Below are 26087 nucleotides of genomic sequence, written 5' to 3' on the forward strand. Positions count from 1 at the left end.
ACACAAACCGAAGAGCCATAATTACTTGATCGATAAAAATTTTTAAGTCAGAAAATTCAAAAATTGCTGGATGATAAAAGCATTAAACAAATCAATAAAAAATGCCCCCACCAAAGGAACAATAATAAATGCCTGGGGAGAAGCCCCAAAATGTTCCGTCACCGCTGTCATATTGGCAATCGCTGTGGGAGTTGCCCCTAGAGTTAAACCCAAATAACCGGCGCAAACTACTGAAGCATGATAGTTTTTTCCCATTAAGGGAAAGACCAGTAAAACAGTATAAATAATACTGAGTGAGAACTGCACTAATAACAGGATAGCAATCGGTCCGGCCAAATCGATCAATGTCCATAATTGTAAACTCATCAAGGACATAGATAGGAATAAACCGAGACTAACATCAGAAATTAAGGCTAAAGAGGGCGTATTAGCGGGCCAAGGAAAGCGTTTCAACACCAAAGGTACGGTATTAGTCAGGATAATTCCTGCCAATAAACAGGTGACAAAATCTGGTAATTTTAAACCAAGGGGAGTCACCCAGTAGTTAATCTGATTACCTAAACCGATAGTTAAACCAATCACTAAGATTGAATGGAGCATTGTATTGTAATCGATATTGACATTCCTCTGGCTTTGTTTAATTCCCACCGTTAAATCTTGATCTTGATTATTGGCTCGCAGTCGATTTCTCGTAATTAACCATTTAGCCACCGGTCCGCCAATAATTCCCCCTAAAACTAGCCCAAAAGTAGCACTAGCTACACCGATTTCTGATGCTTTGGCGATGCCATAATTATCACGAAAAATAGAAGCCCAAGCAATGGCAGTCCCGTGACCCCCACTCAAAGAAACGGAACCAGCAATCAAACCGATGGGTAAATCTAATCCCATCACTTTTGCCACTCCTAACCCAGCTAAATTTTGTAGAATGAGATAAACCACGGCGGTTATTAATAAAATTAGCAAGGGTTTCCCCCCTTGCAGCAGGGTTTTTAGTTTTGAGGACAGCCCGATAGTAGTAAAAAAAACGATTAACAGGGCATCCCGAACATTAAGGGTAAATTCAATTTGCCATTTAAAAACAGCAAAAAATAGACCGAAAAACAAGGAAGCCAAGACACCACCAGCAACGGCATCAGGAATGTTATAATCTTGTAGAAATTTGATATTTTTGGTTAAATACTTACCGAGATAGAGGACTAGAATAGCCATAATAATTGTCTGGCGTTGGCTAAATTGGTAAATTTCCATTTTCTTAATCTTAGTCCTCCAAGATGGTTCACTTAAGTTTAGTCCTAATTTTCGGTGACAGCCTTATCTTTAAGAAAGCCGCAAGGAAAAAAGGACACAAGTTAACTTGTGTCCTTCCCGAAGCTAAGAACTTAATTTTTATTTAGCGTCGGAGAATTCCGCATCGATGACATCATCGCCACCACCAGCACCACCAGAGGGGCCATTGTCATTATTGCCACCGGGGGGATTGCTAGGGGCTCCTTGCTGATACATACTACTACCGATCGCGTAGAGGGCTTGTTGTAATTCCGGTAGGATGGTTTTGATCTTACCATCATCGTCTTGAGCGATCGCTTCTTTCAGGTCTTTAATCAACCCTTGGGCTTTATTTTTCTCAGATGGAGGAACCTTATCGCCTAACTCTTCCAACTGCTTCTCAGCTTGATAAACCAAGGAATCAGCTTGATTTTTGCGTTCAATGCGTTCACGACGTTCCTTATCCACCGAGGCGTTCGATTCTGCCTCATTAACCATGCGTTCCACTTCATTTTGGGGCAAGGTAGAAGCGCCGGTGATGCTGATCGATTGTTCTTTTCCTGTACCTTTATCCTTAGCGGTGACATTGAGAATACCGTTAGCATCGATGTCGAAAACCACTTCGATTTGAGGCACACCACGAGGAGCGGGAGGGATACCATCGAGTCGGAAAGTTCCCAAACTCTTGTTATCTTTAGCCATTTCCCGTTCCCCTTGCAGGACGTGGATTTCCACGTTAGTTTGTCCATCTACTGCCGTGGAGAAAACTTCCGATTTTTTGGTGGGGATAGTGGTGTTGCGGGTAATAATCCGCGTCATCACACCGCCGAGGGTTTCCACACCCAAAGACAGGGGCGAAACATCAAGCAGAAGAATATCTTTGACTTCACCGGCGAGAACACCACCTTGAATAGCGGCACCGACGGCTACCACTTCATCGGGGTTAACGCTTTGGTTAGGATCTTTGCCCAGAACTTTTTTAACTAATTCCTGGACGGCGGGAATCCGGGTTGAACCACCGACGAGAACCACTTCATCGAGGGCAGATTTATCGATTTTGGCATCACGGATGGCATTTTCGACGGGAATCCGACAGCGATCAATTAAATCGGCGCAAATTTCTTCAAATTTAGCTCTAGTTAACGTGGTATCTAGGTGTTTTGGTCCTTCGGCGGTAGCGGTGATGAAGGGCAGGTTAATTTCCGCTTGGGTAACGCTAGAAAGCTCAATTTTGGCTTTTTCTGCCGCTTCTGTGAGACGTTGCAGGGCCTGTTTATCTTGACGGAGATCTATTCCTTCAACTTTTTTGAATTCTCCGGCTAGATAATCAACGATTTTTTTATCGAAGTCATCACCACCGAGATGAGTATCTCCAGAGGTAGCGAGAACTTCAAAGACACCATCACCCACTTCTAGAACCGATACGTCAAAGGTTCCTCCACCCAAGTCAAAAACGAGAATGGTTTCGTTAGCTTTTTTGTCTAATCCGTAGGCAAGAGAGGCGGCGGTGGGTTCGTTGATAATGCGGAGAACTTCAACCCCAGCAATTCTCCCGGCATCTTTGGTGGCTTGACGTTGGGAGTCGTTAAAATAAGCGGGTACGGTGATGACTGCTTGGGTAACGGTTTCGCCGAGGTATTTACTGGCATCTTCCACCAGTTTCCGCAGTACCTGGGCGGAAATTTCTTCGGGGGCGAATTGTTTGCCCTGGGCGGGACAGTCTAATTTAACGTTGCCGTTGCCGTCCTGGAGAGTTTTGTAGGATACTTCTGTGGCTTCGTTGGTAACTTCGTTGAATTTCCGGCCGATGAAGCGTTTGACGGAATAAAAAGTATTTTGCGGGTTCATTACCGCTTGACGTTTGGCGATTTGTCCTACTAGGCGATCGCCACTTTTGGCGTAGGCGACGACTGAGGGCGTGGTTCTAAACCCTTCGGCGTTGGCGATAACGGTGGGTTTACCCCCTTCCATAACCGCGACGCAGGAGTTAGTCGTCCCTAAGTCAATTCCAACTACTTTTCCCATAATCTTTGTGCTGCTCCGATACAAATTATAGTGACTTCTAGAATCGGAACTGTACTCGGTTTTTAGGCGATACCCACCCCTATCAGTTCCTTTGTTATCTCTATAGTGCAAAATAACCCCGCTTTCTCGATAGTGTAGGTATCCGAACCTTTTTGGTAGTATTGCAGTAGTCGGTAAACCTGCGGTGAAAGTCAAAAATTTTCCCAGGGGGCAGTCTGAGCGGGTAATTTAGATAGTCAACAGCTTATCCTCTGTGTTAAAACACGATCGCCGATAACAATTTATCTAATTCATCGCAGAATCTCAATTGCCTTATTGTCTTAGTTGCATCCGCCTTTTATCTGATTATTTCATAAAAACTATGGCTTACGAAACTCTGGAACTTTCCACCCCGACACCGATTTTATCTTGGGCGGGCCATGAATTGGGACCCCAAGAAACCCAAATGGCCAAAAATGTTGCCTCCCTACCTTTTGTTTATAAACACATTTCTTTAATGCCCGATGTTCACTTGGGTAAAGGTGCTTTAGTCGGTTCGGTGATTGCCACCAAAGATGCCGTAATTCCCGCCGCCGTCGGAGTCGATATCGGTTGCGGCATGGCTGCCCTAAAAATGCCTTTTACTGGTGAACAATTGCAGGGAAAACTTAAAAAAATTCGCCTCGATGTAGAGGCGAATATTCCCGTCGGTTTTGCGGAAAATAAAGAAGTGGATCGGGAAGTGACTAAATGGTCAAAATGGGGGGAATTTAAACAGATTCATCGAGGTGTACAAAACCTAGAGAAAAAAGCCCTTAAACAAATGGGTTCTCTGGGGGGTGGTAATCACTTTATCGAAATTTGTTTAGATACAGATAATCAAGTTTGGTTAATGCTCCATTCCGGTTCTAGAGGTATTGGTAATCAACTGGCCCAATGTCATATTGATACTGCCAAAGAGTTAGCCAAACTAGCAGAATGTAAATTACCCGACCTCGATTTGGCCTACTTTGTCGCCGGTACAGAAGAATTTACCGCCTACTGGCATGACCTACAATGGACCCAGGAATATGCCCGTTATAATCGGGAAATTATGATGGCTAGATTTAAACGGATTGTTGAAAAACATCTAGCGGGAGGCAAACCAACTAAACCCCTCTTAGTAGTTAATTGTCATCACAATTATGCCGAAAAAGAAATTCATTTTGGGGAGGAGGTTTATGTCACCCGCAAAGGAGCCGTCCGCGCTAGAGAAACCGATTATGGCATTATCCCCGGTTCCATGGGAGCGCAATCTTATATTGTTAAAGGTAAAGGAGAACATAATAGCTTCTGTTCCTGTTCCCACGGGGCCGGGCGCTTGATGTCGAGAAATCTGGCTAAAAAAACCTTTACTCTTGATGATTTAATCGCCCAAACCCAAGGGGTTGAATGCCGCAAGGATGAGGACGTTATTGATGAGATTCCGGGAGCTTATAAACCGATCCAACAGGTGATGAATCAACAGGCGGATCTAGTGGAAATTGTCGCCACTCTCAAGCAGGTGATGTGTGTCAAAGGTTAAAAATCATGGCCAGAGCGATCGATTCCTATCTTTTTCTCTAGCATGAAAAAGATAGGAATCGATCGAGGATTATAAGCGATGAGTCTGACTATTGCTGCCGAATTAGCACAAATTCCCGCCCATCATCTCAATATCATGGGCTATGTGGATGAATCCGCCGTTAACGGTCCCGGTTGTCGGGCCGTGGTCTGGGTACAGGGTTGTTCTCGCGAGTGTCGAGGTTGTTTTAATCAAGCTTCCTGGTCCTTCGAGATCAATCAATTAATTACTGTTGAGTCTCTAGCTGCCAAAATTTTGGCTAATCCCCGCAATAGCGGCCTAACTTTCTCCGGGGGTGAACCTTTTTGGCAAGCAAAAGCCTTGACAGAATTGGCTAAATGTGTTAAAGAAAAAGGCTTAAATGTGATGTCCTTCACGGGATTTACGATCGAACAATTGCGCTCAACCCAAGCACCGCCCCACTCTCAAGAATTATTGGCCGAGTTAGATATTTTGGTGGATGGGGCCTATGTGGAATCCCTCGCTATTCATTCTCCCGATTCTCCCGTTTCTTCTAACAATCAACGGATTCACGTCCTCAATCCCGCTCTGCAAGATCAGATTAATTGGGCATCGGATCAAGTAGAAATTCATATTCTCAAAGACGGAACCCGAATTTTTACGGGATTTTGGGGACAGATTATTTCTTGATCAGGCCCAGAATCAGTAATCAGTGATCAGTAAGGGACTTGCGTGGGAATAATATCCCAATCGATCGGAGGGCGCAAGCTTTGCGCCCCTACAGTAACGGATTTTGTTCACAATGTAGGGGCGAACTGCGTTCGCCCAAAAGGTACATTATCAAAGCGCAAGTCCCTAATCAAGATTGTCCAACTACTTACTCTCACTTCATACCGCTCACTGAAAACTCAAATCTGATCAGTGATCACTGCCTAGGAATTTAGGATCACAGATCCCCTAACATCAATTCCTCGACTAAATCAAAATTAGCCGTCACCGATTGCACATCATCGAGAGATTCTAGGGTGTCGATTAACTTGAATAAAAAACGGGCCTGGTCTCGATCGCTCACTTCTAGGGTATTAGTGGGAATCCAGCGTAATTCTGCTTCTTTGACCTTAAATCCCGCTGCTTGCAGAACCTTATTCAATCTCTCCAGGTTAGACACCTCAGTAAAAACTTCTGCTCCTTGACCTTCCTCCTCGCTGTCAAAAAACTCGTAGGATTGGGCCTGGCCCTCTAGGGAAGCTTCTAAAAGCTTATCCTCATCAATAGTTCCCTCAAGGCGAATTACCCCCTTATGGTCAAACATCCAGCCCACACAGCCCGTTTCACCTAAATTACCGCCATTTTTGCTAAAAGCCGCCCGCAGATCCGCAGCCGTGCGATTGCGATTATCGGTCAGTGCTTCGATCAGGATCGCCACACCCCCCGGACCATAACCCTCGTAGCGAATTTCCTCAAAAGCTGAGTCATTTTCCCAAGTTCCCGCCCCTTTAGCGATCGCTCTTTCGATATTGTCATTGGGAATACCGGCCGCCTTGGCTTTTTCGATCGCCGTGCGTAGCTGAAAATTGCCCGCCGGATCGGGAACACCGTTACGCGTAGCCACGATAATGGCCCGGGATAACTGGGTGAAAGTTTGCCCTTTTTTGGCATCAACCCGGGCTTTTTGTCGTTTAATATTTGCCCATTTACTATGACCAGCCATATCTATCTAAGATATCCAACATCAAAAATCTAGCAGATCGATCGCCCTTGGTAAATCTGGGGATAATTGTCAACGAGTGCCGGGTAATGATAATAAATCGTGTTGAGAAACTATAGAGGGGCGGCCAGTTCGAGCATTTGTACTACAATTCCCGATAGGCGGTTTAAATCCAGTACAGCTTATTATAGAAAAGGTTTATTGATCAGGTGGCAATATGGCGCAATTTTCTCGCAAAACTCTACTAATCTTGTTTGCTAGTATATTAGTATTATTATTCTCCTTAGCTCCGGCCCAAGCGCTAAGTTACAATAACCGCAATTTGACCAATAATGACTTTGGGGGGCAGGATTTGCGCGATTCCACCTTCGATCACTCCAATCTGCGCGGTAGTAACTTCAGTCATGCGAATCTGGAAGGAGTACGCTTTTTTTCTGCCAACTTGGAGGGGGCCGACTTTAGCGATGCCAATATGAGAAATGTGGATTTAGAATCGGCCCGTTTAACCAGAGCCAACTTTACCAATGCCGTTCTCGAAGGAGCTTTTGCCACTAACATTTTAATCAAAGGTGCAATTATCGACGGAGCCGATTTTACCGATGCAATTATTCGCTCCGATGTGGAAAAGTATCTTTGTGAGATAGCCACAGGAACTAACCCCATAACTGGCAGAAATACCCGCGATACCCTGTTTTGTCCCTGATATCTAACTATGCTGCTCCTAATCCCCCTGCCATGGCCGATCGAATCTAGAGCCAGATCGGCCATAATTGCTGTAAGCTAGTATTCGATTTTTTAACAAAACCTATAGAATAGATTTTCAAGCCAGTTCGATCGATCAGTCCCCTCTTGGAAAAAGGAAATTGTAACCATCGTGTCCACCAGTACCCTCGGCAATCAAGACAAAGAGCAGCAGTCCAGTAGTTCCCCCGATAGCTTTCTTCAGGGAGTCTCTAGAGTCGCAGGGGGAACCGCTCTCGGCCTGTTGATGGTATCCACGGCCGTGGTGACGGGGGCTGTGGTAGGATTAGCGATCAGTTACCGCAATCTACCCGATGTGAGGATTTTACAGGGCTATGTCCCCACGGAAACCAGTTATATCTATGATGTTAAAGGCAGACCCCTGACCAGCTTACACGGGGAAGCGCATCGGGAAGTGGTGGAACTTGATCAAATTTCCCCCAATCTGAAACGCGCAGTGATGGCGATCGAAGATAGCCATTTTTATCACCATCGTGGTATTAATCCTAATAGTATCGGCCGGGCAGTAGTCGCTAACTGGAAAAGTGGCGGTGTGGTGGAAGGTGCATCTACCATCACCATGCAGTTAGTCAAAAATATCTTTCTTTCCCATCAGCGCACCGTTAGCCGTAAATTAGCTGAAGCAGTCCTAGCAGTACGAGTAGAACAGGTTTTTAGCAAAAATGACATTCTGGAAATGTACCTCAATAATATCTATTGGGGCCATAATAATTATGGAGTCCAAACCGCCGCTAAAAGTTATTTTAATAAACCCGCCTCCGAGTTAAATTTAGCAGAATCGGCGATGATGGCCGGATTAATCCAAGCACCGGAAGTTTATAGTCCTTTTAATAATTATAAAACCGCCAAGGAAAGACAGGCACTGGTTCTCAGTCGGATGCGTAGCTTAGGTTGGATTACCCCCGCACAGGAAGAGGCCGCCTTAAAGGAACCTCTGAAACTGGGTAAACCCACCGCTTGGCAAGAAAGTAAGTTACCCTATGTCACCGATGCAGTGGTGGCAGAATTGCGGCAAAAATTTGGCAAAGAAACCCTAACTAAAGGGGGAATGCGGATTCAAACTACGATCGATCTTGACTTTCAAAACATGGCCGAGTCCACCATTCAACGGGCCTATAATGGCTTGCGTGGTCGCGGTATTCGTACCAAAGACCTACAAATTTCTCTAGTTGCGGTGGATCCCCGCACCCATTTCGTCAAGGCGCTCGTCGGTGGCGTTGATTACAATAAAAGTCAATTAAACCGAGCTATTCAATCCCGTCGTCAACCGGGGTCAGCTTTTAAACCTTTCGTCTATTATACTGCCTTCGCTAGTGGTCGTTTTACCCCCGAAACCGTGGTTAATGATGCTCCCATCCGTTTTCGCGAGGGCGGCGGCTTCTATAGCCCAAAAAACTACGGTGGCGGCTTTTCTGGTCCGGTTTCCCTGCGTAGCGCTCTGATGCAGTCTCTGAATATTCCCGCGGTTGTTCTCGGTCGTCGTGTCGGGATAAATAAAGTCATTGAAGTCTGTCGTCTGCTGGGTTTCGAGAGTCCTTTAATTGCCGTCACCTCTTTACCTTTGGGTTCCGTGGATGTGACTCCTCTGGAAATGGCGGGAGCTTACGCTACTTTTGCCAGTAATGGCTGGCATTCCGAGCCGACCTTTATCATGCGTGTTACTGATAGCCGTGGTAACGTCATGCTCGATAATACACCCAAACCGAAGCTAGTTTTAGACCCCTGGGCCACCGCTTCCCTCAATTCTGTCCTACAGGGAGTTATTCAGGGAGGAACAGCAACCTCGGCTCAAATCGGTCGTCCGGCAGCGGGAAAAACCGGTACTACCGATAACGAGAAAAATGTCTGGTTTGTCGGTTATGTTCCCCAATTAGCCACCGCAGTGTGGATTGGAGATGACCGAAACCGCACTTTAGGCAAAGGTATCACCGGCGGTGGTTTTGCCGCTCCCATTTGGCGCGATTTCATGGCACAAGCTCTGAAAAATGAACGGGTAGAATATTTTCCTTCTCCTTCCAAATTTCGCAAACCAACAGTTAAGTAGATGGTTAATCTAATTGGTTTGATCGTAATTTATCGATCGAGTAAAGGTGGCTAGGTTAAAAATGAAACCCACGCTTTGAGCCTTTAGGTTTCCTACGATTAATAGGTAAGTTACCATGAGTACCATCCAAGTTCAAATTCCCGACTCATTACAGAAAAGTTTAGATGATCTAGCGGCTCGTGATGGAATTTCGATCGATCAATTTATCTTTACTGCGATCGCTGAGAAACTTTCAGCGTTGATGACAGAAAATTACCTAATAGAAAGGTCCAAAAAGGGAAGTCGAGAAAAGTATCAGGCAATCTTAACAAAAGTTCCCGATGTTGAGCCAGAAGCCTATGACCGGCTGCCGACTGTCTGACATATCACTGCACCAGACTTTGTGCTAGACTTTGACAAGGCGGGTGAGTTCAACCGTTAGGCTGTCTTTTAATCCAATTAGTTTGATCGTAATTTCATAATATGAGCGAAGTCTTGAATTTGACTGGATTTATTAGAGATGTAAAATATACAGCCTGTCTAACAGAATCTTTAGACAGAGTATGTTTGGAACAATTTGATGTTAATGAATCCAGAGCTTATGGAATTATAGAGGCACAAAATACAGAAGTCGCTTATTCCAAGTGGGTTTCCCCTAAGCGAACCAGAAGTTATCCATTTGCCAGAATTTATAACACATATAATGCATCAAAAATATTGACAATAATACCGATTATTAAAGATGAGGGAAGAGATGGAGACTTAGATAAGCTTCAATATTCTACAGTTTCATGGATGAATTTACTCAATATATATATAGTTCTTGGATACTATGAAAATGCGGAGAAAAGTCAAAAAACGAAACAGAAAAATAAGCACAAACTTACCAAACAAAAGTTTAATAATGAATTTATTAAGAATCAAATAAAAGAAATTTTAAATTACAAGCAAAGTGCTTTACATTGGAATAAAAGTTTATTAGAAGAAAAGTTTACTTCGACTTTTCAACAGGCTCTTAATTCTTATAAAAATATCTCTGACAATACTGGTGTTTTTACTCATTCTCAAGCTAGTATGGGACAATATCTAAAAGCAGTTATGCTTGATTTTGAAGAATTCAAAAATATATCTCTAAAAGGCTCTAAAATGGCAAGTGAAAGGGAATCAGTTACAGTACATAAACATGAATATTTAGTCGATGGAAGGAAAGCAAACTTCTGTATTGAAAACTATTTGGGAGGAACTTATTATCTAGCACCAGACGAAATTTTATATATAAAAGATCAATATTACATTCAGGAGTCTAAAAATTCTACAAGGAAGGGGCTGCCAGATTTAACTGATATACAAGATGGTCTTTTTAAATTAATTCTGTATTCCAATATAGACTCCATTAACTTAAACAATCAATCCATAAATTTTGTGTCAAAGTTAAAACTTACAGGTAAAGGTATTAAAGACAAAATTACTTTACCTTGTCAATTGGAAAATCTAGAAAAATTTCTTGTGTTAAACTCGGATAATCTGAAGGAGAGAGAGCAGGAAATAATTAGAAAGCTTTTAGTTGAAGTTCAAACCAATAAAAAGCTCGAAATCGAGATAGGAGCTAATTAGTAAATAAAATGTCAAAAATTAAAAGTCCCTTGCGTTATCCTGGTGGTAAATCCCGGGCAATTAAGCAAATTATGCCGCAAATTCCTGTGAATATTAGGGAATATCGAGAACCTTTTTTTGGTGGGGGTTCTGTATTTTTTGCTGTTAAGCAACTCTTTGGACAGCAAATAAAAACCTATTGGATTAATGACTTAAATTATGATTTATATTGTTTCTGGCAATGCGCTCAAGAAAATATTGAGTTATTGGTAGCAAAAATAACAGAAATTAAACAGAAATATGATAGCGGACGAGAATTATTTCAAGATTTAACAAGGGAAGATTTAAAGTTAACCGACTTTGAGAAAGCAGTGCGTTTTTTTATCTTAAATCGGATTACTTTTTCGGGAACAGTGGATTCGGGAGGTTATTCTCAAGCAGCTTTTACCAGTAGATTTACTGATTCATCAATGGCCAGATTAACTCAAATTGCGCCGTTATTAGCATCAGTAAAAATTACTAACCAAGACTACGAAGAATTATTATTTGTTGAGGGAAAAGAAGTTTTTATCTTTCTCGATCCCCCCTACTATAGTGCCACAAAATCCCGTTTGTACGGTGTGAGAGGTAATTTACATACCAGCTTCGATCATCAACGTTTTGCCGATAATATGCGTCAATGTCAGGCTAAATGGTTAATTACCTACGATGATTGTCCAGAGATACGAAAACTCTTTAATTTTGCCCATATTATCGAGTGGAATCTTCAGTATGGCATGAATAATTATAAACAAGGAGCGGCGGCATCTGGTAGGGAATTAATGATCAAAAATTATTAGTGCGATACCGAAGGCACTGCGTAGCAGTACGCTAATCTTATAGCGATTGTCCCCAAGACGATAGGAGAGAATTTCCCATCCCTAGTTAGGGTTTGCGGCAAAAAGTTTTTCCTGGTGGCAGGGTGTGGGGTTTGGGGTTTGGGGTTTTACCCATTTTCAGGTGGTCAATTACCTAATTTTCAGGGAAAAAGTACCTGAATTTTCCCCCCAATCACTCCAAAGGTCGGCACTTTTTGAGGGGAAAAAAGTCCAAAAGTCTTATCCAACAAGGTTTTTAGATTTATTCAGCAGACCCTAATTAAACATTCATATTAGTGTTTTATGTTAAATCTAATGTGTATCGCATAACATCTTCCAATTGCTGTAAATAACTAGAAGAAAGTGTCCCCAACTGTCGTTGAAGTCGTTGTCTATCAATAACAACAATTTGATAACATAAGGCTACTGATTCCTGATTTAAGCCTCCTTGTCCTGCGGGAATAACCATTGTTCCGGGGATTTGTGCGCGACGTAAATTACTGGTTAATGGAATTACAACAACAGTGCTAGTGAAGCGATCAATATTGTTATGTTGGACAATAATAACAGGTCGAATACCAGCTTGTTCTGAACCACGACTCGGATTCAAATCAGCTAGATAAATATCGCCTCGCATTTATTCCTTATCCTCTTATTCAAGGTGAGATAAATAATCGGGTAAAATACTTTCTGAAAAGCTAATATCCTCTTGAGCAAATTCATTTTGTAACGATTGTGCTTCTGCATCTGAAATATTGTCCCATTTCTGAAAACGTGAATTTCTTTGTAAGGATTTGACAAATTCAAGGACTTTTTGCTGTTTTTCTAGCGGTAAAGTCTTAATACTTTGCAAAATCTGGTCTTGAAGATTATTAATATGGGTGACAGACATTTCAACTTTTACTATATCTACACTAGGCCAACCATTTTACCATAAAAAAACGCTCTTGTTGTCAATTAGTTAGCAGCAATTAAATAATAGACAATAAACAATACACAAAAAATAACCCCTCAATTGACTAAATGAAGGGGCATTTATGGTATTTTTAGAAGTAATTTATCCTACTTTTGTGGTTTCTTTTTCGGTAGATTGGGATGATTTTAGTTTGCGCTTCAGGGTTGAAACTGCGCCGATAGTGCCGAGAGCGAGGAGGAAAGTTATAATTTGAGGAACACTATTAGATATGTAGATATGATTAGATAAGGTACAATAAAAGATGAAGATGCACCTACTTAAGCCATGAAACAAGTTCTCAAAAATATTGAGGTATCAGAGATTCCCACACTAATCGATACATGGATAGATATTCCTGTAAATTAATCGATAGTAAACAATGTTGTGAGTCCCGCAGTTGTTCCTATGGAATAATATGTATTGACTGGAACACCATCTAAAGCTGGTATGGCTAAAGAACAACGATGGAAAGTTTTATCAAGAAATCTTTTGTACATACATCTTTTTACCGATTTCACGGGGATCAGGCAACTAACCCTACTGGAAGTTGCACCAGGAATACCTGGCACTATCAAAAATCTGCCATGATCATTTATACACTTATATACTTGACCAGATTGAGCTATTAAAAAGTCTTTGTTTTCACTTAAGTTAAATGTTTTAGCTTGTCGAGACACAGTTAGTCCCAATAAAGTTAATACAGCCGTTATGTATATTACACTTGTTTTCATTAATGTATCTCCTCAAAGTGCGAGCGCTCCCCCTCGCAGCCAGATTAAGCAACAACCCAACACCAAAGGCGGACAAAACAAAAACACACACTCCCCCCCCCACAACTGTATTAAAAGTTACAATTTAATAAATCTTTACATTCCTCTCTTAATCCCGATAAAGAAACCGCAGAACCAAGTCGGTTGTGAACAGCCCACCGCTTTTACCATTTTTGGTTAGTATCTGGATGTGGTATTATTTGAGGTGTGTTCGGATTATCTGATACGATCAAGGTCTATGACAACTTACTATGAAATCCTCAGCCAAATAGAGAATCTTCCCCTTACGGATAAGTTGCGACTTTTAGAGGATTTAAAAACTATCATCAAGCCGACCGTAGCGCCAAAAGATGACGATGAGATCATTCCAGCCGAAGAACTTGCTGAAAGCCAAGCAGCATGGCAAGATTATTTATCCGGTCGAGATACTGGAATCACTTCAACAGAATTAAAATACAAATTATTTGGAGATAAACTTGGCTGATTATATTCTACTTAGACAAGCAGAACGCTACTTAGAAAGGATGCCTAAAAATGATCAAATTCGTCTTCTTGAAGCTTTGGATACTTTGATTTCGGATTCTACAAAATTAGATATTAAACCCCTTTACGGAAGAGATGAACTAAGATTGCGAGTAGGTAAGTATCGAGTGTTGTTTTTTGAAGATAGAAATAACAATCTATACGTCATTACAACTATTAAACCTCGCGGCGATGTCTATAAATAATACCAGAACTCTTTTCTAGACTGCTGTTTCTCCTTTCGCCATAAGACAGTGATTCACAGAAGAAGGAGTTTCAGGTGTTTTCCCCTGTTTTACCCCTTTTCAGGCGACCTATCCTCATTCCGTGAGGTATTGTGACGCAGTATGTCCTATTCGCCTTTGCCTTCTCCCTTGACGGACTCTCAACTCGATCGCCAACTAAATTAAACACAATTAATATCAACCGACGGGATTCAACTGACCTAATTCGACGCTCACCGCATCAAAGCGATTGTCCCCGGGACGATAGGAGAGAATTTCCAATCCCTAGTTAACAATAACGGGTACGGTAGGGATCGAACCTACAACCGTCCGCTTAGAAGGCGGATGCTCTATCCATTGAGCTACGTACCCAGGAAAGCACAATTATAGATTATAGCTCCAACAGTGACAAGTGGTAGGACTAATTTTCGCCGTTGCCCCTCTTTGCCACTGTCCAAGCTTAATGATGATGGTGATGTCCGTGGTGATGATGGTGATCGGAATAAATGTGAGGAATTGTTACAGAACTATTGACAGATAAAGCCTCTTGTGATAGTAAAGCTTCGATATGTTCCTCGGCCCAATCGGCGACCATCTGGCAAAATTCGGGGTTATCGTTGACACAGGCCATCTGCACATAATTAACTTGGTCGTGTTTGCGGCGTAAAGCTTCGATAATATGCTCCACATCCAGTAAAGTTTCGTGATTTTCCGTAGCAAAGCCAATCGGCATGAAAATTAAAGCTTTGGCCCCTAATTCAATCAAATTCTTCGCCGCTAACTCTGCATTCGGTTGCGTCCATTTAATTAAGGGGGTTTGGTGATTTAACCAACCCACAGAAATCAAGGGATAACGATAGATTAATTTTTCCCGGACTAACTCGTATAAAGCTTGACTTTCATCGATTCCCGACGTAAATCCCTTAGCTTCGTGGGGACAACCGTGATTCATTAAAATAATGCCAATTTGCGAGGGAAGACAGCTACTAGCTACCTCGGCCGCGATTTTTTCTTCCACTAACCGCGCCATTAGATCTATATAAGCGGGTTGGTTATAAAACGAGGGAATATAGCGCAATCCTTTAACCCAATGTTCCCCCGTTTGTCCTTGAGCTAAAGCTTTATTAACCTGTTCGATGGCAATGCCACTGGTAAAGATAGAATCAACGACGAGGAGAGGATAGATCAAAATTTTCTCGAATCCCCGCTCGCGGATTTCCGTTAATATCTGTGCCGGTAAAAAAGGCGCACAGAAGTTAAACGCTTTGAATACCTCCACCAGATTACCCCATTTTGCCTGTAAATTGCGCTCAATTTCCTGTCTTTGATGCTCGAAAATGTGGTTATGGGGGGAAATAAAGTGATTATGCTGGTGCTGCCATTCGTGTAGGTCAAATATGGCCAATAATTTCGCTAGGGGAGGATAAACCCAAGTCGGTACAGGAGCGAACTTAGCCGTCAGCAAATTTAAGGCCTGTTCATTATAGTTGGCGAAGTCCTCGTAACTCTCCACTTCCCCGTATCCCATCAATAATACCGCCACTCGATCGCTGTGGTTGTGGGTAGCGGCTAACGGTTGTTGATCTGAAATGGCAACCACGTTTTTAACCCCGATTTTTTAAGTGAAAAACGCTATATCACTGGGATAGTAGCGTTTTTCCATCCTATCCCCTCCCACGCGATAGACCGCTAAAAATTTATAACCTCTACAGAATCATACAGATTGCTTATCATCTTCATTAATAAAACGATATGTAAAGAAACTTTAAATAATGTTAAGATCGTTGCAGTCCCACCTATGAGAGATATGACAGCAGGCGTGTTTGGTAGCTTACCTTTTCCCAATCAGAGCGGCGATCAACTCATCAGTAAAGTGGTGAGTGCTGCGATCGCTGCATTATTCAAACGCACAGGCAAGCTGACAGCGACTGTCCGCGCCGAACCCGTAGCCAAATTACTGCAAGGCAGTATCGACGGTTTTGACTTTATCGGTCAGTCGATGCTGATGTACAATGGCCTACGCATCGAAGCCATGGAACTGTATGTGCAGGCAGTGGCGATCGATTTTAGTGCCATTTTTACCGGACAGGTGAAACTCCGTCAACCGACGCGGGCCACTTTGCGGGTAGTTTTAACGGAAGAAGACTTAACCACCTCTTTTAATACACCTTTTATTGTCGAAAAACTGCAAAGATTAGAGTACGAAGGTAAATCAATTCACTGTCAGAACACAGAATTAATTCTCAATGACGATAAAACTTTAACTCTCAAAAGTCTAATTAAATTGGCAGAAGAAGAACCAATTCTGCTAGAAATGACCACGGCTGTGGTTGTGGAAGAACGGCGAAAAATTCAATTTGTTGATGTGGTTTACCAAGGGGACGAAAGATCGAAAGCTTTAGGAGAAGCTTTAATCAGCCATGTTAACAACCTTATGGATTTAGATAAGTTTGCTCTCGATGGTACTCAATTAAGGGTCGATCGACTACGTTTAAAAGATAAACAGATTATCTTTTATGGTATCGCCGATATCGAGCGTTTTCCCAAAAGAAAATAGGCAATCATCAACGGGTCTAAAAATATCAAGAGTTTTACAGACTTTACCCTAAAGATGAAGTATAACCTAGTTTGCTATTGACTCCTGAATCCTGACTCCTGAATCCCCAAAACGAAAACTTCTTATCTCACCATTGAGATAACTGCTGTGGCTTTTAATCGTGCTTGTGGCTACAGGGAGGCACAGGATCGTAACCTCCGGGGTGAAAGGGATGACAACGGAGAATACGCTTAATTGCTAACCAAGAACCCCGTAGCACACCAAAGCGATCGATCGCTTCTATGGCATACTGGGAACAGGTGGGTTGAAAACGACAGGAAGGGGGAAATAGCGGCGAAATAAACCGTCTATATCCCTCAATTAAGCCAATAAAAATTCCTTTCATCAATGTCACCTCGATCGCCTAAACTAAATAGATAGTCAATTTTCGCTTTTGCCACGTGGAACTATCCCACTCTCTCCTATTTTCGATCAGTTTAGTCGCCTGTTACCTAGCTGTTCTGATTCTGATCGCTGAAAAATTAAAAAGTGTTTTCAGTACCGATGGCGAAATTACCCGCAAAGTTGTCCACATTGGCACAGGAAACGTCATCCTTTTTGCCTGGTGGTTAAATATCCCCGCTTGGGTGGGAATAAGTGCGGCCATCCTAGCGGCAATTATTGCTATCCTATCCTATTTTTTCCCCATTTTGCCCAGTCTTAATAGTGTTGGTCGCCGCAGTTGGGGAACTTTTTTTTATGCTGTTAGTATCGGTGTTCTTGTGGCTTATTTTTGGCCAATTTCTCACCCCGAATACGCAGCAATGGGTATTTTAATTATGGCTTTAGGAGACGGATTAGCAGCCCTAGTGGGACAAAATTTCGGTCAACATCCCTACAAAATTTTCGGCAGTGGCAAAAGTCTGGAAGGTTCCCTGACTATGTTAGGAGTCAGCTTTCTAGTCAGCTTGATTATTTTATCTTTTGTTAATGGCATTAATCCGCCAATTATTCTAGTATCTTTATTGACAGCGATCGGAGCTACTATTCTAGAAACTTTCTCGAAACTGGGTATAGATAATCTCACTGTACCCGTTGGTAGCGCCGCCATTGCCTATTTTCTTACTCAAATTTTCATCTCAAGCTAGTCTATCTCAGCTTATTCACAAGGGACGAATCTAAAACCTCATTGGTTAAGCTAAGTAGGGAGGCACAATTATTTGTTAGGATGGGTTAGTGGTAGCGTAACATGAGCGGGTGTTGGGTTTCATGCTTCAACCCAACCTACGTTCTATGTTAGCAATCAGCTTTTTAGTCAGCTGTACCGATAACTGATAACTGATAACTGATAACTGATAACTGATAACTGATAACTGATATGACTTTTACGATCACTCAAAACCAAAATCAATACCTTACCTATTGTCTCAAGGATGAAGAGGCTGACGCTTATCTGGAAGTGGTTCCCGCTAGGGGAGGAATCATCACCCGTTGGCAAATTTGCGGAGAAGATCTTTTATATCTGGACAGAGAAAGATTCAAAGATCCTAACCTCAGCGTCCGCGGAGGAGTCCCGATTTTATTTCCTATCTGCGGCAACTTACCCGATAATACCTATCAACACCAAGGCCGAAACTATACCCTCAAACAACACGGATTTGCTCGTGATTTACCTTGGCAAGTCAGCAAACAAAGCAGCGAAACCGCCGCTAGTTTAACCCTAGAATTAAACAGTAATGAAGCCACTCGTCAAGTCTATCCCTTTGATTTTCAATTAATCTTTACCTATCAACTGCAAGGAAACAGCCTCAGAATTCACCAAAAAGTAATTAATCTTTCCCCCGAAAAAATGCCCTTTTCTATCGGCTTCCATCCCTATTTTCAAGTCACCGATAAAACCCGATTGTCCTTTGATATTCCCTCCTCCCAATACCTCGACCAACGCACGAAAACCTTCCATTCCTACTCTGGTAACTTTGACTTTAATCTCGAAGAAATTGATGCCGCTTTTCCGCAAATTACGCGCCATCAAAGTGGTTTTAGTGATTCTTATCATCAGCGCCAAATTGTCCTCAGTTACGACGATCTCTATACAACTATAGTTTTTTGGACCCTGAAAGATAAAAATTATATCTGTCTCGAACCTTGGAGCGCTCCCCGCAACGCCCTTAACACAGGCGAACATTTGACCTACTTAGAACCCCAGAGCAGCCGCGAGGCGATCGTGGAAATGCGAGTCAATCAAATTTAAATTACCCCTTGACTTAGCCTCGATAAGATGTTATATTGATGAATCGTGTGCAGAACACGAAACGGGTCGCTAGCTCAGCGGTAGAGCACTCGGCTTTTAACCGATTGGTCTTGGGTTCGAATCCCAGGCGACCCATAAAAATTTACTGATACAGAAAGATTGACTTGCCTTCCCCTGTCTATGGATTAGCTTTGCATACCAGCAGTCCCCAACTAGGACTGGCCCTCTCTAATTTCAGTGATGATAGTCGTCAACAAACTTGGGACTTAGACAGGGATTTATCAAACCTATTCCACCCCTATCTAAAACAGTTCCTAGCCCCGCAAAAATGGGCAGATTTAGCCTTTCTAGCCACTGCTAGGGGTCCAGGGAGCTTTACCAGTACCCGCATCGGTATAGTCACCGCTAGAACCCTAGCACAACAATTACAGCTACCGATTTTTACCGTCTCCAGTTTAGCGGCCTTTGCTTGGTCACAACGGGATTTTTATCCCCTTGATACCTATCTAGCCCTAGAAATGCCCGCCACTAGGGGACAATTGTATGTGGGCATCTATCGGGGTAATCGGGTTTATTTAGCTGATAGCCTGATGACTTTGGAACAATGGCAGCAGACCTTAGAAAACTTAACTATTTCCTATCAAAGATTAGCCACACCCAGTTATTTAGGCATAAATGCCCCCGCTATCCTCGATTTAGCCCATTTGGATTGGCAAACGGGAAAACGCCCCCATTGGTCGGAGGCGCTACCATTTTACGCGATGTGATTGGGGTTTGCGGCAAAAAGTTTCTCGTGGGGTGTGGGGTGTAGGGTTTTACCCATTTTCAGGGGGTCAATTACCTAATTTTCGGGGAAAAAGTACCTGAATTTTCCCCCTGATCACTCCCACGCCTGGCACTTTTGGATTTCAAAAAGGTCTAAAAGTCTTACCCAACAAGGTTTTTAGATTTATTCAGCCAACCCTAATTAGGTAGTGATTCAGTAGCAGTGGTGAGCCATCTTGCTTATCTGGACTGAGTCGTGTAGAATATTTATTGATAAAAATAATTGCTTGATAAATGTTGAGAATTTGTTTTTTATGATTGCTATTTTTATTAATAGAACTCTTGCAAATTAATTACATGGCAATTCCATACCTCTTTATTTAAGCTACACAAACTATCTCAATTATACAAATTAAGAATAAATTATCCTTGAATGGATTAATGTTTGGCAACTTTTAAGAAGTTGCTATATCTATGCCTAACTCATAGTTATAAATAGCCGCCAACAGGTTAACTCTTAAACTATATCTTCGACGACGATTCCGATATTTACAGGATAAGATTTTCAAGATTTTGAGTTTCCTGTTTATAGGTTCAATGATAATCCTTTCTTTGGCTAAAGGCTTGTTATACTCCTTTTCTAACTCTGTTAATTTTCTATTTTTCGGTTTCTTTTTCGGTGTATAACTATTACTATGATATGCAGCTATTCCCTGATAACCTAACTGATAACTGATGGGAGCATCTCACCTTTGTAACCCCTAAATCAGGTTTTATGTCAAGCTATTTTGAAAGCCTTGCTAGAAACCAGTTTAACTGATAACCACTGTCTTCTCTGCTGGTAGTTAAAGGTTTTCAAACCTTTATATGTATCTTTAACGCCTTTTTCCGCCGTATCTTTAGCCGCAGCAACCGCACCAGCAGTCAAGGCGGTGACGATGATTCTTCCACCTCAGCGGCCGACCCCGCTTGATTGTAAAGATTTGTTTAGCTTGACCAGAGGTTGATAGTGCATAGGCTAGGATGAATCTTAAATGGATTCAAAATGAATTTCAAATGAATTCAAGATGAACCAATCTGGTGAACTGTCGTATTTTAATCATGGAGTTGCCATTTTGTGAGTAAGAAATGGTTCGCGGATAACAGTTTGTCGATCGGGCGGACTCCTCTAGTGCGCCTTAATCGAATCGTTGGCAACAATCACGCCACGGTTCTGGCCAAGATTGAAGGTCGCAATCCGGCCTATTCGGTCAAATGTCGTATTGGTGCGGCCATGATCTCGGATGCAGAACAACGGGGACTATTGGGGCCGGGCAAAGAACTGGTGGAACCCACCAGTGGCAATACAGGCATTGCCCTGGCCTTTGTAGCCGCCGCTAAGGGGATTCCCCTAACCCTGACCATGCCTGAAACCATGAGCTTGGAGCGGCGCAAACTGTTGCTCGCCTATGGAGCCAATCTGGTGTTAACAGAAGGGACTAAAGGCATGACCGGGGCGGTGGCAAAGGCAGAAGAAATTGCCGCGTCTAATCCCGATCGCTATGTGTTGTTGCAACAGTTCCGCAATGCTGCCAATCCCCGCATCCATGAGGAAACCACCGGCCCTGAAATTTGGCAGGATACAGACGGGGCGATCGATATTCTCGTGTCGGGTGTGGGAACGGGCGGAACCATTACGGGAGTTTCGCGCTATGTCAAAAAGACCCGGGGAAAACCGATTTTATCGGTAGCAGTGGAGCCAGAAGCCAGCCCCATACTATCCCAAGCCCGGGCAGGTCAGCCCTTAAAGTCTGGCCCTCACAAAATTCAGGGCATTGGGGCGGGGTTTGTTCCCGAAGTTCTGGATTTATCCCTCGTGGATGGGATTGAAACCGTTTCCAACGAAGAGGCCATTCTTTATGCCCAACGGTTGGCCAAGGAAGAAGGGATTATCTCCGGCATTTCCTGCGGTGCCGCCGTCGCCGTCGCCGCTCGTTTGGCACAACAACCCGAACACCAAGGCAAAACCATTGTCGTGATTTTGCCAGATTCCGGAGAACGGTATTTGAGTTCCATCCTGTTCCAGGGGGTATTTAATGAGCAAGGGTTAGTGGCATGACGAGCGAGCATCCGAGCAGTTCCAGCGCTCTCTCCCAACCCACCTTGTCCTTGGATCTCGATGAAATTATCGCTCAATTGTCCAAACCTCGTGGCGAGTCGTTCCACAGTTGGTCTCAATCACGAAGCCATTTCCCCTTGCCCTCCCGTGAGGCCTTATTTCGGATTGTTGATCGACTGCGTGCCGTTCTTTTTCCCTATCACTTTGGCAATCCCGATTTAGGCGAAACGTCCAGCCGCTATTTTATCGGTCATACCCTCAATGAAGTCTTGCAACTGCTGCATCACCAGGTTTGTCGTGAACAGTGGTTGCTGGGGTCGCAGTTGCACTGGTCGTCAGACCAGATTGAGAAACACGCCCAAGGGACGGTACAAGCCTTTGCCACTCAATTACCCCATCTGAAAGCTCTACTGGAAACGGATATCACGGCGGCCTATCGAGGTGATCCGGCAGCCAGAAATTTAGATGAAGTGTTGTTTTGTTACCCCGGGGTAACGGCAATCACTTATCACCGCATTGCCCATGCCCTGTATCGGTTGGACTCGCCCCTGTTGGCGCGGATTATCAGTGAAATTGGTCATTCCTTAACGGGGATTGACATTCACCCCGGCGCCTCGATCGGCAATAGTTTCTTTATCGATCATGGGACGGGGGTGGTGATTGGGGCAACCACGGTGATTGGCGATCGCGTGCGCCTTTACCAAGCGGTCACGCTCGGGGCGAAAAGCTTTCCCCGGGACGAATCGGGCAGTTTAATCAAAGGTCAACCCCGTCATCCGATTATTGAAGATGATGTGGTGATTTACTCAGGTGCAACGATTCTCGGTCGGGTAACTATCGGTCGGGGCGCCACCATCGGTGGAAATGTTTGGTTAACCCGCAGTGTGCCGCCGGGGGGTTTTGTCTCCCAGGCGCAACTACGACAGGAAATGTTTGATGACGGCTCGGGAATTTGAGGGGCTGTCCGGGCTGTGAATGTTCGGCCATAACAGTCGCTTTGTTACTTTTTTTTTTGAATTGGAGGATTTAACTCAATGACCTATACCCAAGATCATGAATTGCAACTGGCTTTGGGAGATGCTGCCGCTCGGCAGTTGGCCAATGCCACAAAGACCGTTCCTCAGTTATTGACCATTTCACCCCGGTGGTTCGTTCGCCTCTTGCATTGGCTACCCGTTGAAGCGGGGATTTATCGTCTCAACAAAGTCAGGGATGCCTCCCGGGTTGAGGTGGCTTGCTCTGAACGAGATGAGCGGGAGCTGCCCGAAACCTTTGTGGATTACGAAGAGAACCCCCGGGAGTATTTCTTGAGTGCGGTGAATACGGTACTGGATGTTCACACTCGCGTGTCCGATCTCTACAGCAGTCCCCACGATCAGATCCATGAACAATTGCGCCTGACGATTGAAACGCTGAAGGAACGTCAAGAAAATGAGTTGATCAACAACCATGAGTACGGATTGCTCAACAATATTGTTGATTCCCAGAAAGTGCAACCTCGCAATGGTGCGCCCACGCCGGACGATTTGGATGAGTTGCTGGTGAAGGTGTGGAAGGAACCGGCATTTTTCCTCGCCCATCCTAAAGCGATCGCGGCCTTTGGCCGAGAAGCAACCCGACGGGGTGTACCCCCTGCTACGGTGTCATTATTTGGCTCTCAGTTTATTACTTGGCGGGGCGTGCCTTTGATTCCTTCCGATAAGTTGGCTGTGAATGAACAAGGCAAAACCAATATTTTGTTATTGCGGGTAGGAGAAAGCCGTCAAGGGGTGGTCGGTCTCTATCAGCCCAATTTACCCGGTCAACAGGGAGTTGGCTTGTCGGTGCGATTTATGGGGATTAGTCGCAAGGCGATCGCCTCTTACCTGGTCTCCCTCTACTGTTCGTTGGCAGTGTTGACCGACGATGCGGCGGCCGTACTGGAGAACGTTGATGTCAACCAATACCACATCTACGACTATGACTAACCCTGAACTGATCCCTGAAAAGGCGGGGGGGAATCTACCCTCTGTATCCCCGCCCACCACTGCCCCAACTGAGGTCGAGAACATTTCTCTTAACCCCTTATTCCAACCTGACCTTCTTGAGCATCTCGCCCAGACGATAATTCAAGAACTACAACGGCACGACCTTGGAGCGGAGCTGGCCAAGGGGTTGAGTCCAGACCGGGATGATCTGGTGCCATCCACCCCCGCAACTTCCCCGGCTGCTGTGGGCGAACGGCCCACAGTTCCCTTGGCTGTACCCTTAGCAACCCCCTCTTTCTACTTCATTGAGGAGTTAGAAACAAAAATCCCCGACCTTCCGGCGGTAGTGGCCAAGCCTGAACAGCTTGTTCAAGTCCCAGCGATCGATCCCCTTTTTGTCCCCCATGCCAGCGGGCGAAGCGTTCAACGACCCAGCTTCTTTGATGTTCATACCGTTCGCCTGGATTTTCCTATCCTGCAAGAACGGGTGAATGGCAAACCGCTGATCTGGTTCGACAATGCCGCAACAACTCAAAAGCCCCAAGCAGTCATCGATCGCCTCGTTCATTTCTACAGCCATGAAAATTCCAATGTGCATCGTGCCGCCCATGAATTAGCGGCCCGTTCCACAGATGCTTACGAAGCGGCCAGAGAAACGGTACGCCGTTTTCTCAATGCCTCATCTGCTAACGAAATCATTTTCGTGCGGGGAACAACGGAAGGCATTAATCTGGTGGCAAAAAGCTGGGGACAACAAACCCTGCAAGCGGGGGATGAGATTGTCCTCACCCATCTAGAACACCATGCCAATATTGTGCCTTGGCAGCAACTAGCCGCCCAAACGGGAGCAAAATTGCGGGTTGTCCCCGTCGATGACCACGGGCAGATTTTACTGGCAGAGTACCAACAATTACTCAACTCCCGCACAAAACTGGTGGCTTTTTCCCATGTTTCCAATGCCTTGGGAACCATTACCCCCGCCAAACAAATCATTGACTTGGCCCATCGGGTCGGGGCCAAAGTCTTGTTAGATGGCGCTCAATCGGTTTCCCACATTCCGATCGATGTTCAACAATTAGGGTGTGATTGGTTCGTCTTTTCCGGGCATAAAGTCTTTGGTCCCACAGGGATCGGGGTACTTTATAGTCAAGAAGACCTGTTAAATGCCACGGTTCCCTGGCAAAGCGGCGGCAACATGATCGTGGATGTGACGTTTGAGCGTACCGTGTATCAGGCGGCTCCCACTCGTTTTGAGGCTGGAACGGGCAATATTGCCGATGCCGTTGGCTTAGGGACGGCCTTGGATTATGTTCAGCAGATTGGTTTGACCACCATTGCCAATTACGAGCATGAACTTCTGGAGTACGCCACTGCGGGACTGACAACCATCCCGGGCCTGCGTTTGATTGGGACGGCAGCCGATAAGGCCGGCGTGCTTTCCTTTGTGCTAGAGGGATTTGATGTGGAAGTGATTGGACAAGCCCTGAATCGGGAAGGGATTGCCGTGCGGGCAGGCCATCACTGCGCTCAACCCATTCTGCGACGCTTTGGTTTAGAGGCAACGGTGCGCCCTTCCTTGGCTTTCTACAATACTAAAGCCGAGGTGGATGCGCTGGTGGCTGCGTTGGAACGTCTGCAACACCAATAAACTGACGGTCATAGGTGGGGCAGCTTGTACACCTATTCCAGTTCTCCCTAAACTGCCACCTATTTAAAATGTATAGCTGGACTTCCCCCATACATAAATACTAAAAAATTAACAAAACCCTTACTGCAGGTCGCTTCTAAGAAAAAATTGAAAAGAGGCTGCTAGGTACATTTTTCACTTGAAAATGGCTGTACCGTTGACTGTATCTGGAGTAGAGCGATTCCGTAGAGTTGGCTGTATAGTGATCGCTAACCTGATTTTAACAGATAGTGTCATTCATCTCTAGAGTAAGGGATTCGCTCTGTAGCCATGTTTTTGCTGGTTTTCTGCCCCGAAACAAGCTATAATGGTCTAAAGGTCAAATTTGAAAATTTTTGCCTCAAACCCTATCTGCGTAAGAACTTCAGGATTTTGTGTCCAGTAGTTCATTAGTATTGTATTGCTTGAACTCAGGCTCTGTAAGACTTTTAGCCATAGCTAGTATGTTTATACGGGGGAAGTCCAGGTATAGGAGGGTGAGGAGCGGGTTTTTCAAGTTGGATTGGGAGTTAATTATCTTATTAAAAACGGA

Annotated in this window: 26 protein-coding genes, 2 tRNA genes and 2 pseudogenes; 18 read left to right on the forward strand and 12 right to left on the reverse strand. The window is 44.1% G+C overall.

Going from position 1 to position 26087, the window contains the following annotated elements; translation table 11 throughout:
- Positions 1-42: 42 nt before the first annotated feature.
- On the reverse strand, positions 43-1251 hold the full coding sequence (gene gltS / locus O9323_RS08410; RefSeq protein WP_004162253.1) for a sodium/glutamate symporter: 1209 nt from the start codon (positions 1249-1251) through the stop codon (positions 43-45).
- 138 nt (positions 1252-1389) lie between these two features.
- Positions 1390-3294: a molecular chaperone DnaK gene (gene dnaK / locus O9323_RS08415; protein WP_002750478.1), complete on the reverse strand. Its 1905-nt coding sequence runs from the start codon at positions 3292-3294 to the stop codon at positions 1390-1392.
- Positions 3295-3655: 361 nt separating this feature from the next.
- Between dnaK and O9323_RS08420 the strand changes: the two genes are divergently transcribed.
- Together O9323_RS08420 and O9323_RS08425 are read left to right on the forward strand one after the other, a co-directional pair.
- Entirely contained in the window at positions 3656-4837 is a 1182-nt protein-coding gene (locus tag O9323_RS08420) for an RtcB family protein (RefSeq protein ID WP_002750472.1), read from the forward strand.
- A 78-nt stretch (positions 4838-4915) separates the two neighbouring features.
- The gene (locus O9323_RS08425; RefSeq protein WP_002750470.1) at positions 4916-5527 is read left to right on the forward strand and encodes a 4Fe-4S single cluster domain-containing protein; all 612 of its coding nucleotides are present in this window, start codon (positions 4916-4918) and stop codon (positions 5525-5527) included.
- A 256-nt stretch (positions 5528-5783) separates the two neighbouring features.
- Here the strand turns inward: O9323_RS08425 and O9323_RS08430 are convergent, their stop codons facing one another.
- A complete protein-coding gene (locus O9323_RS08430; protein ID WP_002734597.1) occupies positions 5784-6548 on the reverse strand; it encodes a YebC/PmpR family DNA-binding transcriptional regulator in 765 nt (254 codons plus the stop codon).
- A gap of 214 nt (positions 6549-6762) precedes the next feature.
- On the opposite strand from O9323_RS08430, the gene O9323_RS08435 reads away from it, so the two are divergent.
- From O9323_RS08435 to O9323_RS08455, 5 genes are all read left to right on the forward strand, one after another.
- On the forward strand, positions 6763-7248 hold the full coding sequence (locus O9323_RS08435; RefSeq protein WP_288124948.1) for a pentapeptide repeat-containing protein: 486 nt from the start codon (positions 6763-6765) through the stop codon (positions 7246-7248).
- A gap of 171 nt (positions 7249-7419) precedes the next feature.
- Positions 7420-9351, forward strand: coding sequence for a transglycosylase domain-containing protein (locus O9323_RS08440; protein WP_288124949.1), 1932 nt, complete (start codon positions 7420-7422; stop codon positions 9349-9351).
- 115 nt (positions 9352-9466) lie between these two features.
- Positions 9467-9712: a YlcI/YnfO family protein gene (locus O9323_RS08445; RefSeq protein ID WP_002750466.1), complete on the forward strand. Its 246-nt coding sequence runs from the start codon at positions 9467-9469 to the stop codon at positions 9710-9712.
- Between the two features lie 101 nt (positions 9713-9813).
- Complete coding sequence (locus tag O9323_RS08450; RefSeq protein ID WP_002750464.1) at positions 9814-10944, forward strand: hypothetical protein; 1131 nt, start codon at positions 9814-9816, stop codon at positions 10942-10944.
- A gap of 8 nt (positions 10945-10952) precedes the next feature.
- Entirely contained in the window at positions 10953-11762 is an 810-nt protein-coding gene (locus O9323_RS08455) for a DNA adenine methylase (protein WP_002750457.1), read from the forward strand.
- Positions 11763-12081: 319 nt separating this feature from the next.
- Here O9323_RS08455 and O9323_RS08460 read toward each other — a convergent pair whose 3' ends face one another.
- The 4 genes and pseudogenes from O9323_RS08460 to O9323_RS08475 all read right to left on the reverse strand — a co-directional run bounded on the left by O9323_RS08460 (position 12082) and on the right by O9323_RS08475 (position 13466).
- Entirely contained in the window at positions 12082-12417 is a 336-nt protein-coding gene (locus tag O9323_RS08460; protein WP_002750455.1) for a type II toxin-antitoxin system PemK/MazF family toxin, read from the reverse strand.
- A gap of 15 nt (positions 12418-12432) precedes the next feature.
- A complete protein-coding gene (locus tag O9323_RS08465; protein WP_002750454.1) occupies positions 12433-12672 on the reverse strand; it encodes a hypothetical protein in 240 nt (79 codons plus the stop codon).
- Positions 12673-12837: 165 nt separating this feature from the next.
- Positions 12838-12933 (reverse strand): annotated as a pseudogene (locus O9323_RS08470) (LamG domain-containing protein); the annotation flags it as partial.
- Between the two features lie 164 nt (positions 12934-13097).
- Entirely contained in the window at positions 13098-13466 is a 369-nt protein-coding gene (locus tag O9323_RS08475) for a hypothetical protein (protein WP_155119063.1), read from the reverse strand.
- Positions 13467-13743: 277 nt separating this feature from the next.
- Here O9323_RS08475 and O9323_RS08480 point away from each other — a divergent pair, with 277 nt between their 5' ends.
- Positions 13744-13989 (forward strand): hypothetical protein, encoded by a 246-nt coding sequence (locus O9323_RS08480; protein ID WP_002734321.1) that lies wholly within the window; start codon positions 13744-13746, stop codon positions 13987-13989.
- 40 nt (positions 13990-14029) lie between these two features.
- The gene (locus O9323_RS08485; RefSeq protein WP_002731958.1) at positions 14030-14233 is read left to right on the forward strand and encodes a type II toxin-antitoxin system RelE family toxin; all 204 of its coding nucleotides are present in this window, start codon (positions 14030-14032) and stop codon (positions 14231-14233) included.
- A gap of 317 nt (positions 14234-14550) precedes the next feature.
- On the opposite strand, the gene O9323_RS08490 is transcribed toward O9323_RS08485, so the two are convergent.
- Positions 14551-14623, reverse strand: a tRNA-Arg gene (locus O9323_RS08490).
- A gap of 88 nt (positions 14624-14711) precedes the next feature.
- Positions 14712-15851 (reverse strand): ferrochelatase, encoded by a 1140-nt coding sequence (locus O9323_RS08495; protein WP_288124950.1) that lies wholly within the window; start codon positions 15849-15851, stop codon positions 14712-14714.
- A gap of 198 nt (positions 15852-16049) precedes the next feature.
- On the opposite strand from O9323_RS08495, the gene O9323_RS08500 reads away from it, so the two are divergent.
- Positions 16050-16808, forward strand: a complete 759-nt coding sequence (locus O9323_RS08500; RefSeq protein WP_002750445.1) for an LmeA family phospholipid-binding protein — start codon at positions 16050-16052, stop codon at positions 16806-16808.
- 154 nt (positions 16809-16962) lie between these two features.
- Here O9323_RS08500 and yidD read toward each other — a convergent pair whose 3' ends face one another.
- Positions 16963-17193 (reverse strand): membrane protein insertion efficiency factor YidD, encoded by a 231-nt coding sequence (yidD, locus tag O9323_RS08505; RefSeq protein WP_002732315.1) that lies wholly within the window; start codon positions 17191-17193, stop codon positions 16963-16965.
- Between the two features lie 55 nt (positions 17194-17248).
- On the opposite strand from yidD, the gene O9323_RS08510 reads away from it, so the two are divergent.
- The 4 genes from O9323_RS08510 (at position 17249) to tsaB (ending at position 19805) form a co-directional block, all read left to right on the forward strand.
- Positions 17249-17935 (forward strand): diacylglycerol/polyprenol kinase family protein, encoded by a 687-nt coding sequence (locus O9323_RS08510; RefSeq protein WP_024970158.1) that lies wholly within the window; start codon positions 17249-17251, stop codon positions 17933-17935.
- A 230-nt stretch (positions 17936-18165) separates the two neighbouring features.
- Entirely contained in the window at positions 18166-19038 is an 873-nt protein-coding gene (locus O9323_RS08515; RefSeq protein ID WP_193978273.1) for an aldose epimerase family protein, read from the forward strand.
- Between the two features lie 63 nt (positions 19039-19101).
- Positions 19102-19173: transfer RNA gene (locus tag O9323_RS08520), tRNA-Lys, on the forward strand.
- A gap of 29 nt (positions 19174-19202) precedes the next feature.
- Entirely contained in the window at positions 19203-19805 is a 603-nt protein-coding gene (tsaB, locus tag O9323_RS08525) for a tRNA (adenosine(37)-N6)-threonylcarbamoyltransferase complex dimerization subunit type 1 TsaB (protein ID WP_149106443.1), read from the forward strand.
- Positions 19806-20258: 453 nt separating this feature from the next.
- Here the strand turns inward: tsaB and O9323_RS08530 are convergent.
- Together O9323_RS08530 and O9323_RS08535 are read right to left on the reverse strand one after the other, a co-directional pair.
- Positions 20259-20525 (reverse strand): annotated as a pseudogene (locus O9323_RS08530) (transposase family protein); the annotation flags it as partial.
- Positions 20526-20581: 56 nt separating this feature from the next.
- On the reverse strand, positions 20582-20731 hold the full coding sequence (locus tag O9323_RS08535; RefSeq protein WP_002750438.1) for a hypothetical protein: 150 nt from the start codon (positions 20729-20731) through the stop codon (positions 20582-20584).
- Positions 20732-20920: 189 nt separating this feature from the next.
- On the opposite strand from O9323_RS08535, the gene cysK reads away from it, so the two are divergent.
- From cysK to O9323_RS08555, 4 genes are all read left to right on the forward strand, one after another.
- A complete protein-coding gene (gene cysK / locus O9323_RS08540; protein ID WP_004162273.1) occupies positions 20921-21901 on the forward strand; it encodes a cysteine synthase A in 981 nt (326 codons plus the stop codon).
- On the forward strand, positions 21898-22857 hold the full coding sequence (epsC, locus tag O9323_RS08545; protein ID WP_042790612.1) for a serine O-acetyltransferase EpsC: 960 nt from the start codon (positions 21898-21900) through the stop codon (positions 22855-22857). The genes cysK and epsC overlap by 4 nt, the downstream gene beginning before the upstream one ends.
- 78 nt (positions 22858-22935) lie before the next feature.
- Positions 22936-23868, forward strand: coding sequence for a family 2A encapsulin nanocompartment shell protein (locus O9323_RS08550; protein ID WP_002735851.1), 933 nt, complete (start codon positions 22936-22938; stop codon positions 23866-23868).
- Entirely contained in the window at positions 23834-25516 is a 1683-nt protein-coding gene (locus tag O9323_RS08555) for a family 2A encapsulin nanocompartment cargo protein cysteine desulfurase (RefSeq protein ID WP_216628737.1), read from the forward strand. The genes O9323_RS08550 and O9323_RS08555 overlap by 35 nt, the downstream gene beginning before the upstream one ends.
- Positions 25517-26087: the final 571 nt, after the last annotated feature.

This window comes from Microcystis sp. LE19-131.1A, from assembly GCF_027532015.1.
Taxonomy (GTDB): Bacteria; Cyanobacteriota; Cyanobacteriia; order Cyanobacteriales; family Microcystaceae; genus Microcystis; species Microcystis ichthyoblabe_A.

Bases quoted from the DNA above. Each gene is read 5' to 3' on its own strand.
- gltS (WP_004162253.1), bottom strand. From the start codon at position 1,251: ATGGAAATTTACCAATTTAGCCAACGCCAGACAATTATTATGGCTATT.
- dnaK (WP_002750478.1), bottom strand. From the start codon at position 3,294: ATGGGAAAAGTAGTTGGAATTGACTTAGGGACGACTAACTCCTGCGTC.
- O9323_RS08420 (WP_002750472.1), top strand. From the start codon at position 3,656: ATGGCTTACGAAACTCTGGAACTTTCCACCCCGACACCGATTTTATCT.
- O9323_RS08425 (WP_002750470.1), top strand. From the start codon at position 4,916: ATGAGTCTGACTATTGCTGCCGAATTAGCACAAATTCCCGCCCATCAT.
- O9323_RS08430 (WP_002734597.1), bottom strand. From the start codon at position 6,548: ATGGCTGGTCATAGTAAATGGGCAAATATTAAACGACAAAAAGCCCGG.
- O9323_RS08435 (WP_288124948.1), top strand. From the start codon at position 6,763: ATGGCGCAATTTTCTCGCAAAACTCTACTAATCTTGTTTGCTAGTATA.
- O9323_RS08445 (WP_002750466.1), top strand. From the start codon at position 9,467: ATGAGTACCATCCAAGTTCAAATTCCCGACTCATTACAGAAAAGTTTA.
- O9323_RS08450 (WP_002750464.1), top strand. From the start codon at position 9,814: ATGAGCGAAGTCTTGAATTTGACTGGATTTATTAGAGATGTAAAATAT.
- O9323_RS08455 (WP_002750457.1), top strand. From the start codon at position 10,953: ATGTCAAAAATTAAAAGTCCCTTGCGTTATCCTGGTGGTAAATCCCGG.
- O9323_RS08460 (WP_002750455.1), bottom strand. From the start codon at position 12,417: ATGCGAGGCGATATTTATCTAGCTGATTTGAATCCGAGTCGTGGTTCA.
- O9323_RS08465 (WP_002750454.1), bottom strand. From the start codon at position 12,672: ATGTCTGTCACCCATATTAATAATCTTCAAGACCAGATTTTGCAAAGT.
- O9323_RS08475 (WP_155119063.1), bottom strand. From the start codon at position 13,466: ATGAAAACAAGTGTAATATACATAACGGCTGTATTAACTTTATTGGGA.
- O9323_RS08480 (WP_002734321.1), top strand. From the start codon at position 13,744: ATGACAACTTACTATGAAATCCTCAGCCAAATAGAGAATCTTCCCCTT.
- O9323_RS08485 (WP_002731958.1), top strand. From the start codon at position 14,030: ATGCCTAAAAATGATCAAATTCGTCTTCTTGAAGCTTTGGATACTTTG.
- O9323_RS08500 (WP_002750445.1), top strand. From the start codon at position 16,050: ATGAGAGATATGACAGCAGGCGTGTTTGGTAGCTTACCTTTTCCCAAT.
- yidD (WP_002732315.1), bottom strand. From the start codon at position 17,193: ATGAAAGGAATTTTTATTGGCTTAATTGAGGGATATAGACGGTTTATT.
- O9323_RS08515 (WP_193978273.1), top strand. From the start codon at position 18,166: ATGACTTTTACGATCACTCAAAACCAAAATCAATACCTTACCTATTGT.
- epsC (WP_042790612.1), top strand. From the start codon at position 21,898: ATGACGAGCGAGCATCCGAGCAGTTCCAGCGCTCTCTCCCAACCCACC.
- O9323_RS08550 (WP_002735851.1), top strand. From the start codon at position 22,936: ATGACCTATACCCAAGATCATGAATTGCAACTGGCTTTGGGAGATGCT.
- O9323_RS08555 (WP_216628737.1), top strand. From the start codon at position 23,834: ATGTCAACCAATACCACATCTACGACTATGACTAACCCTGAACTGATC.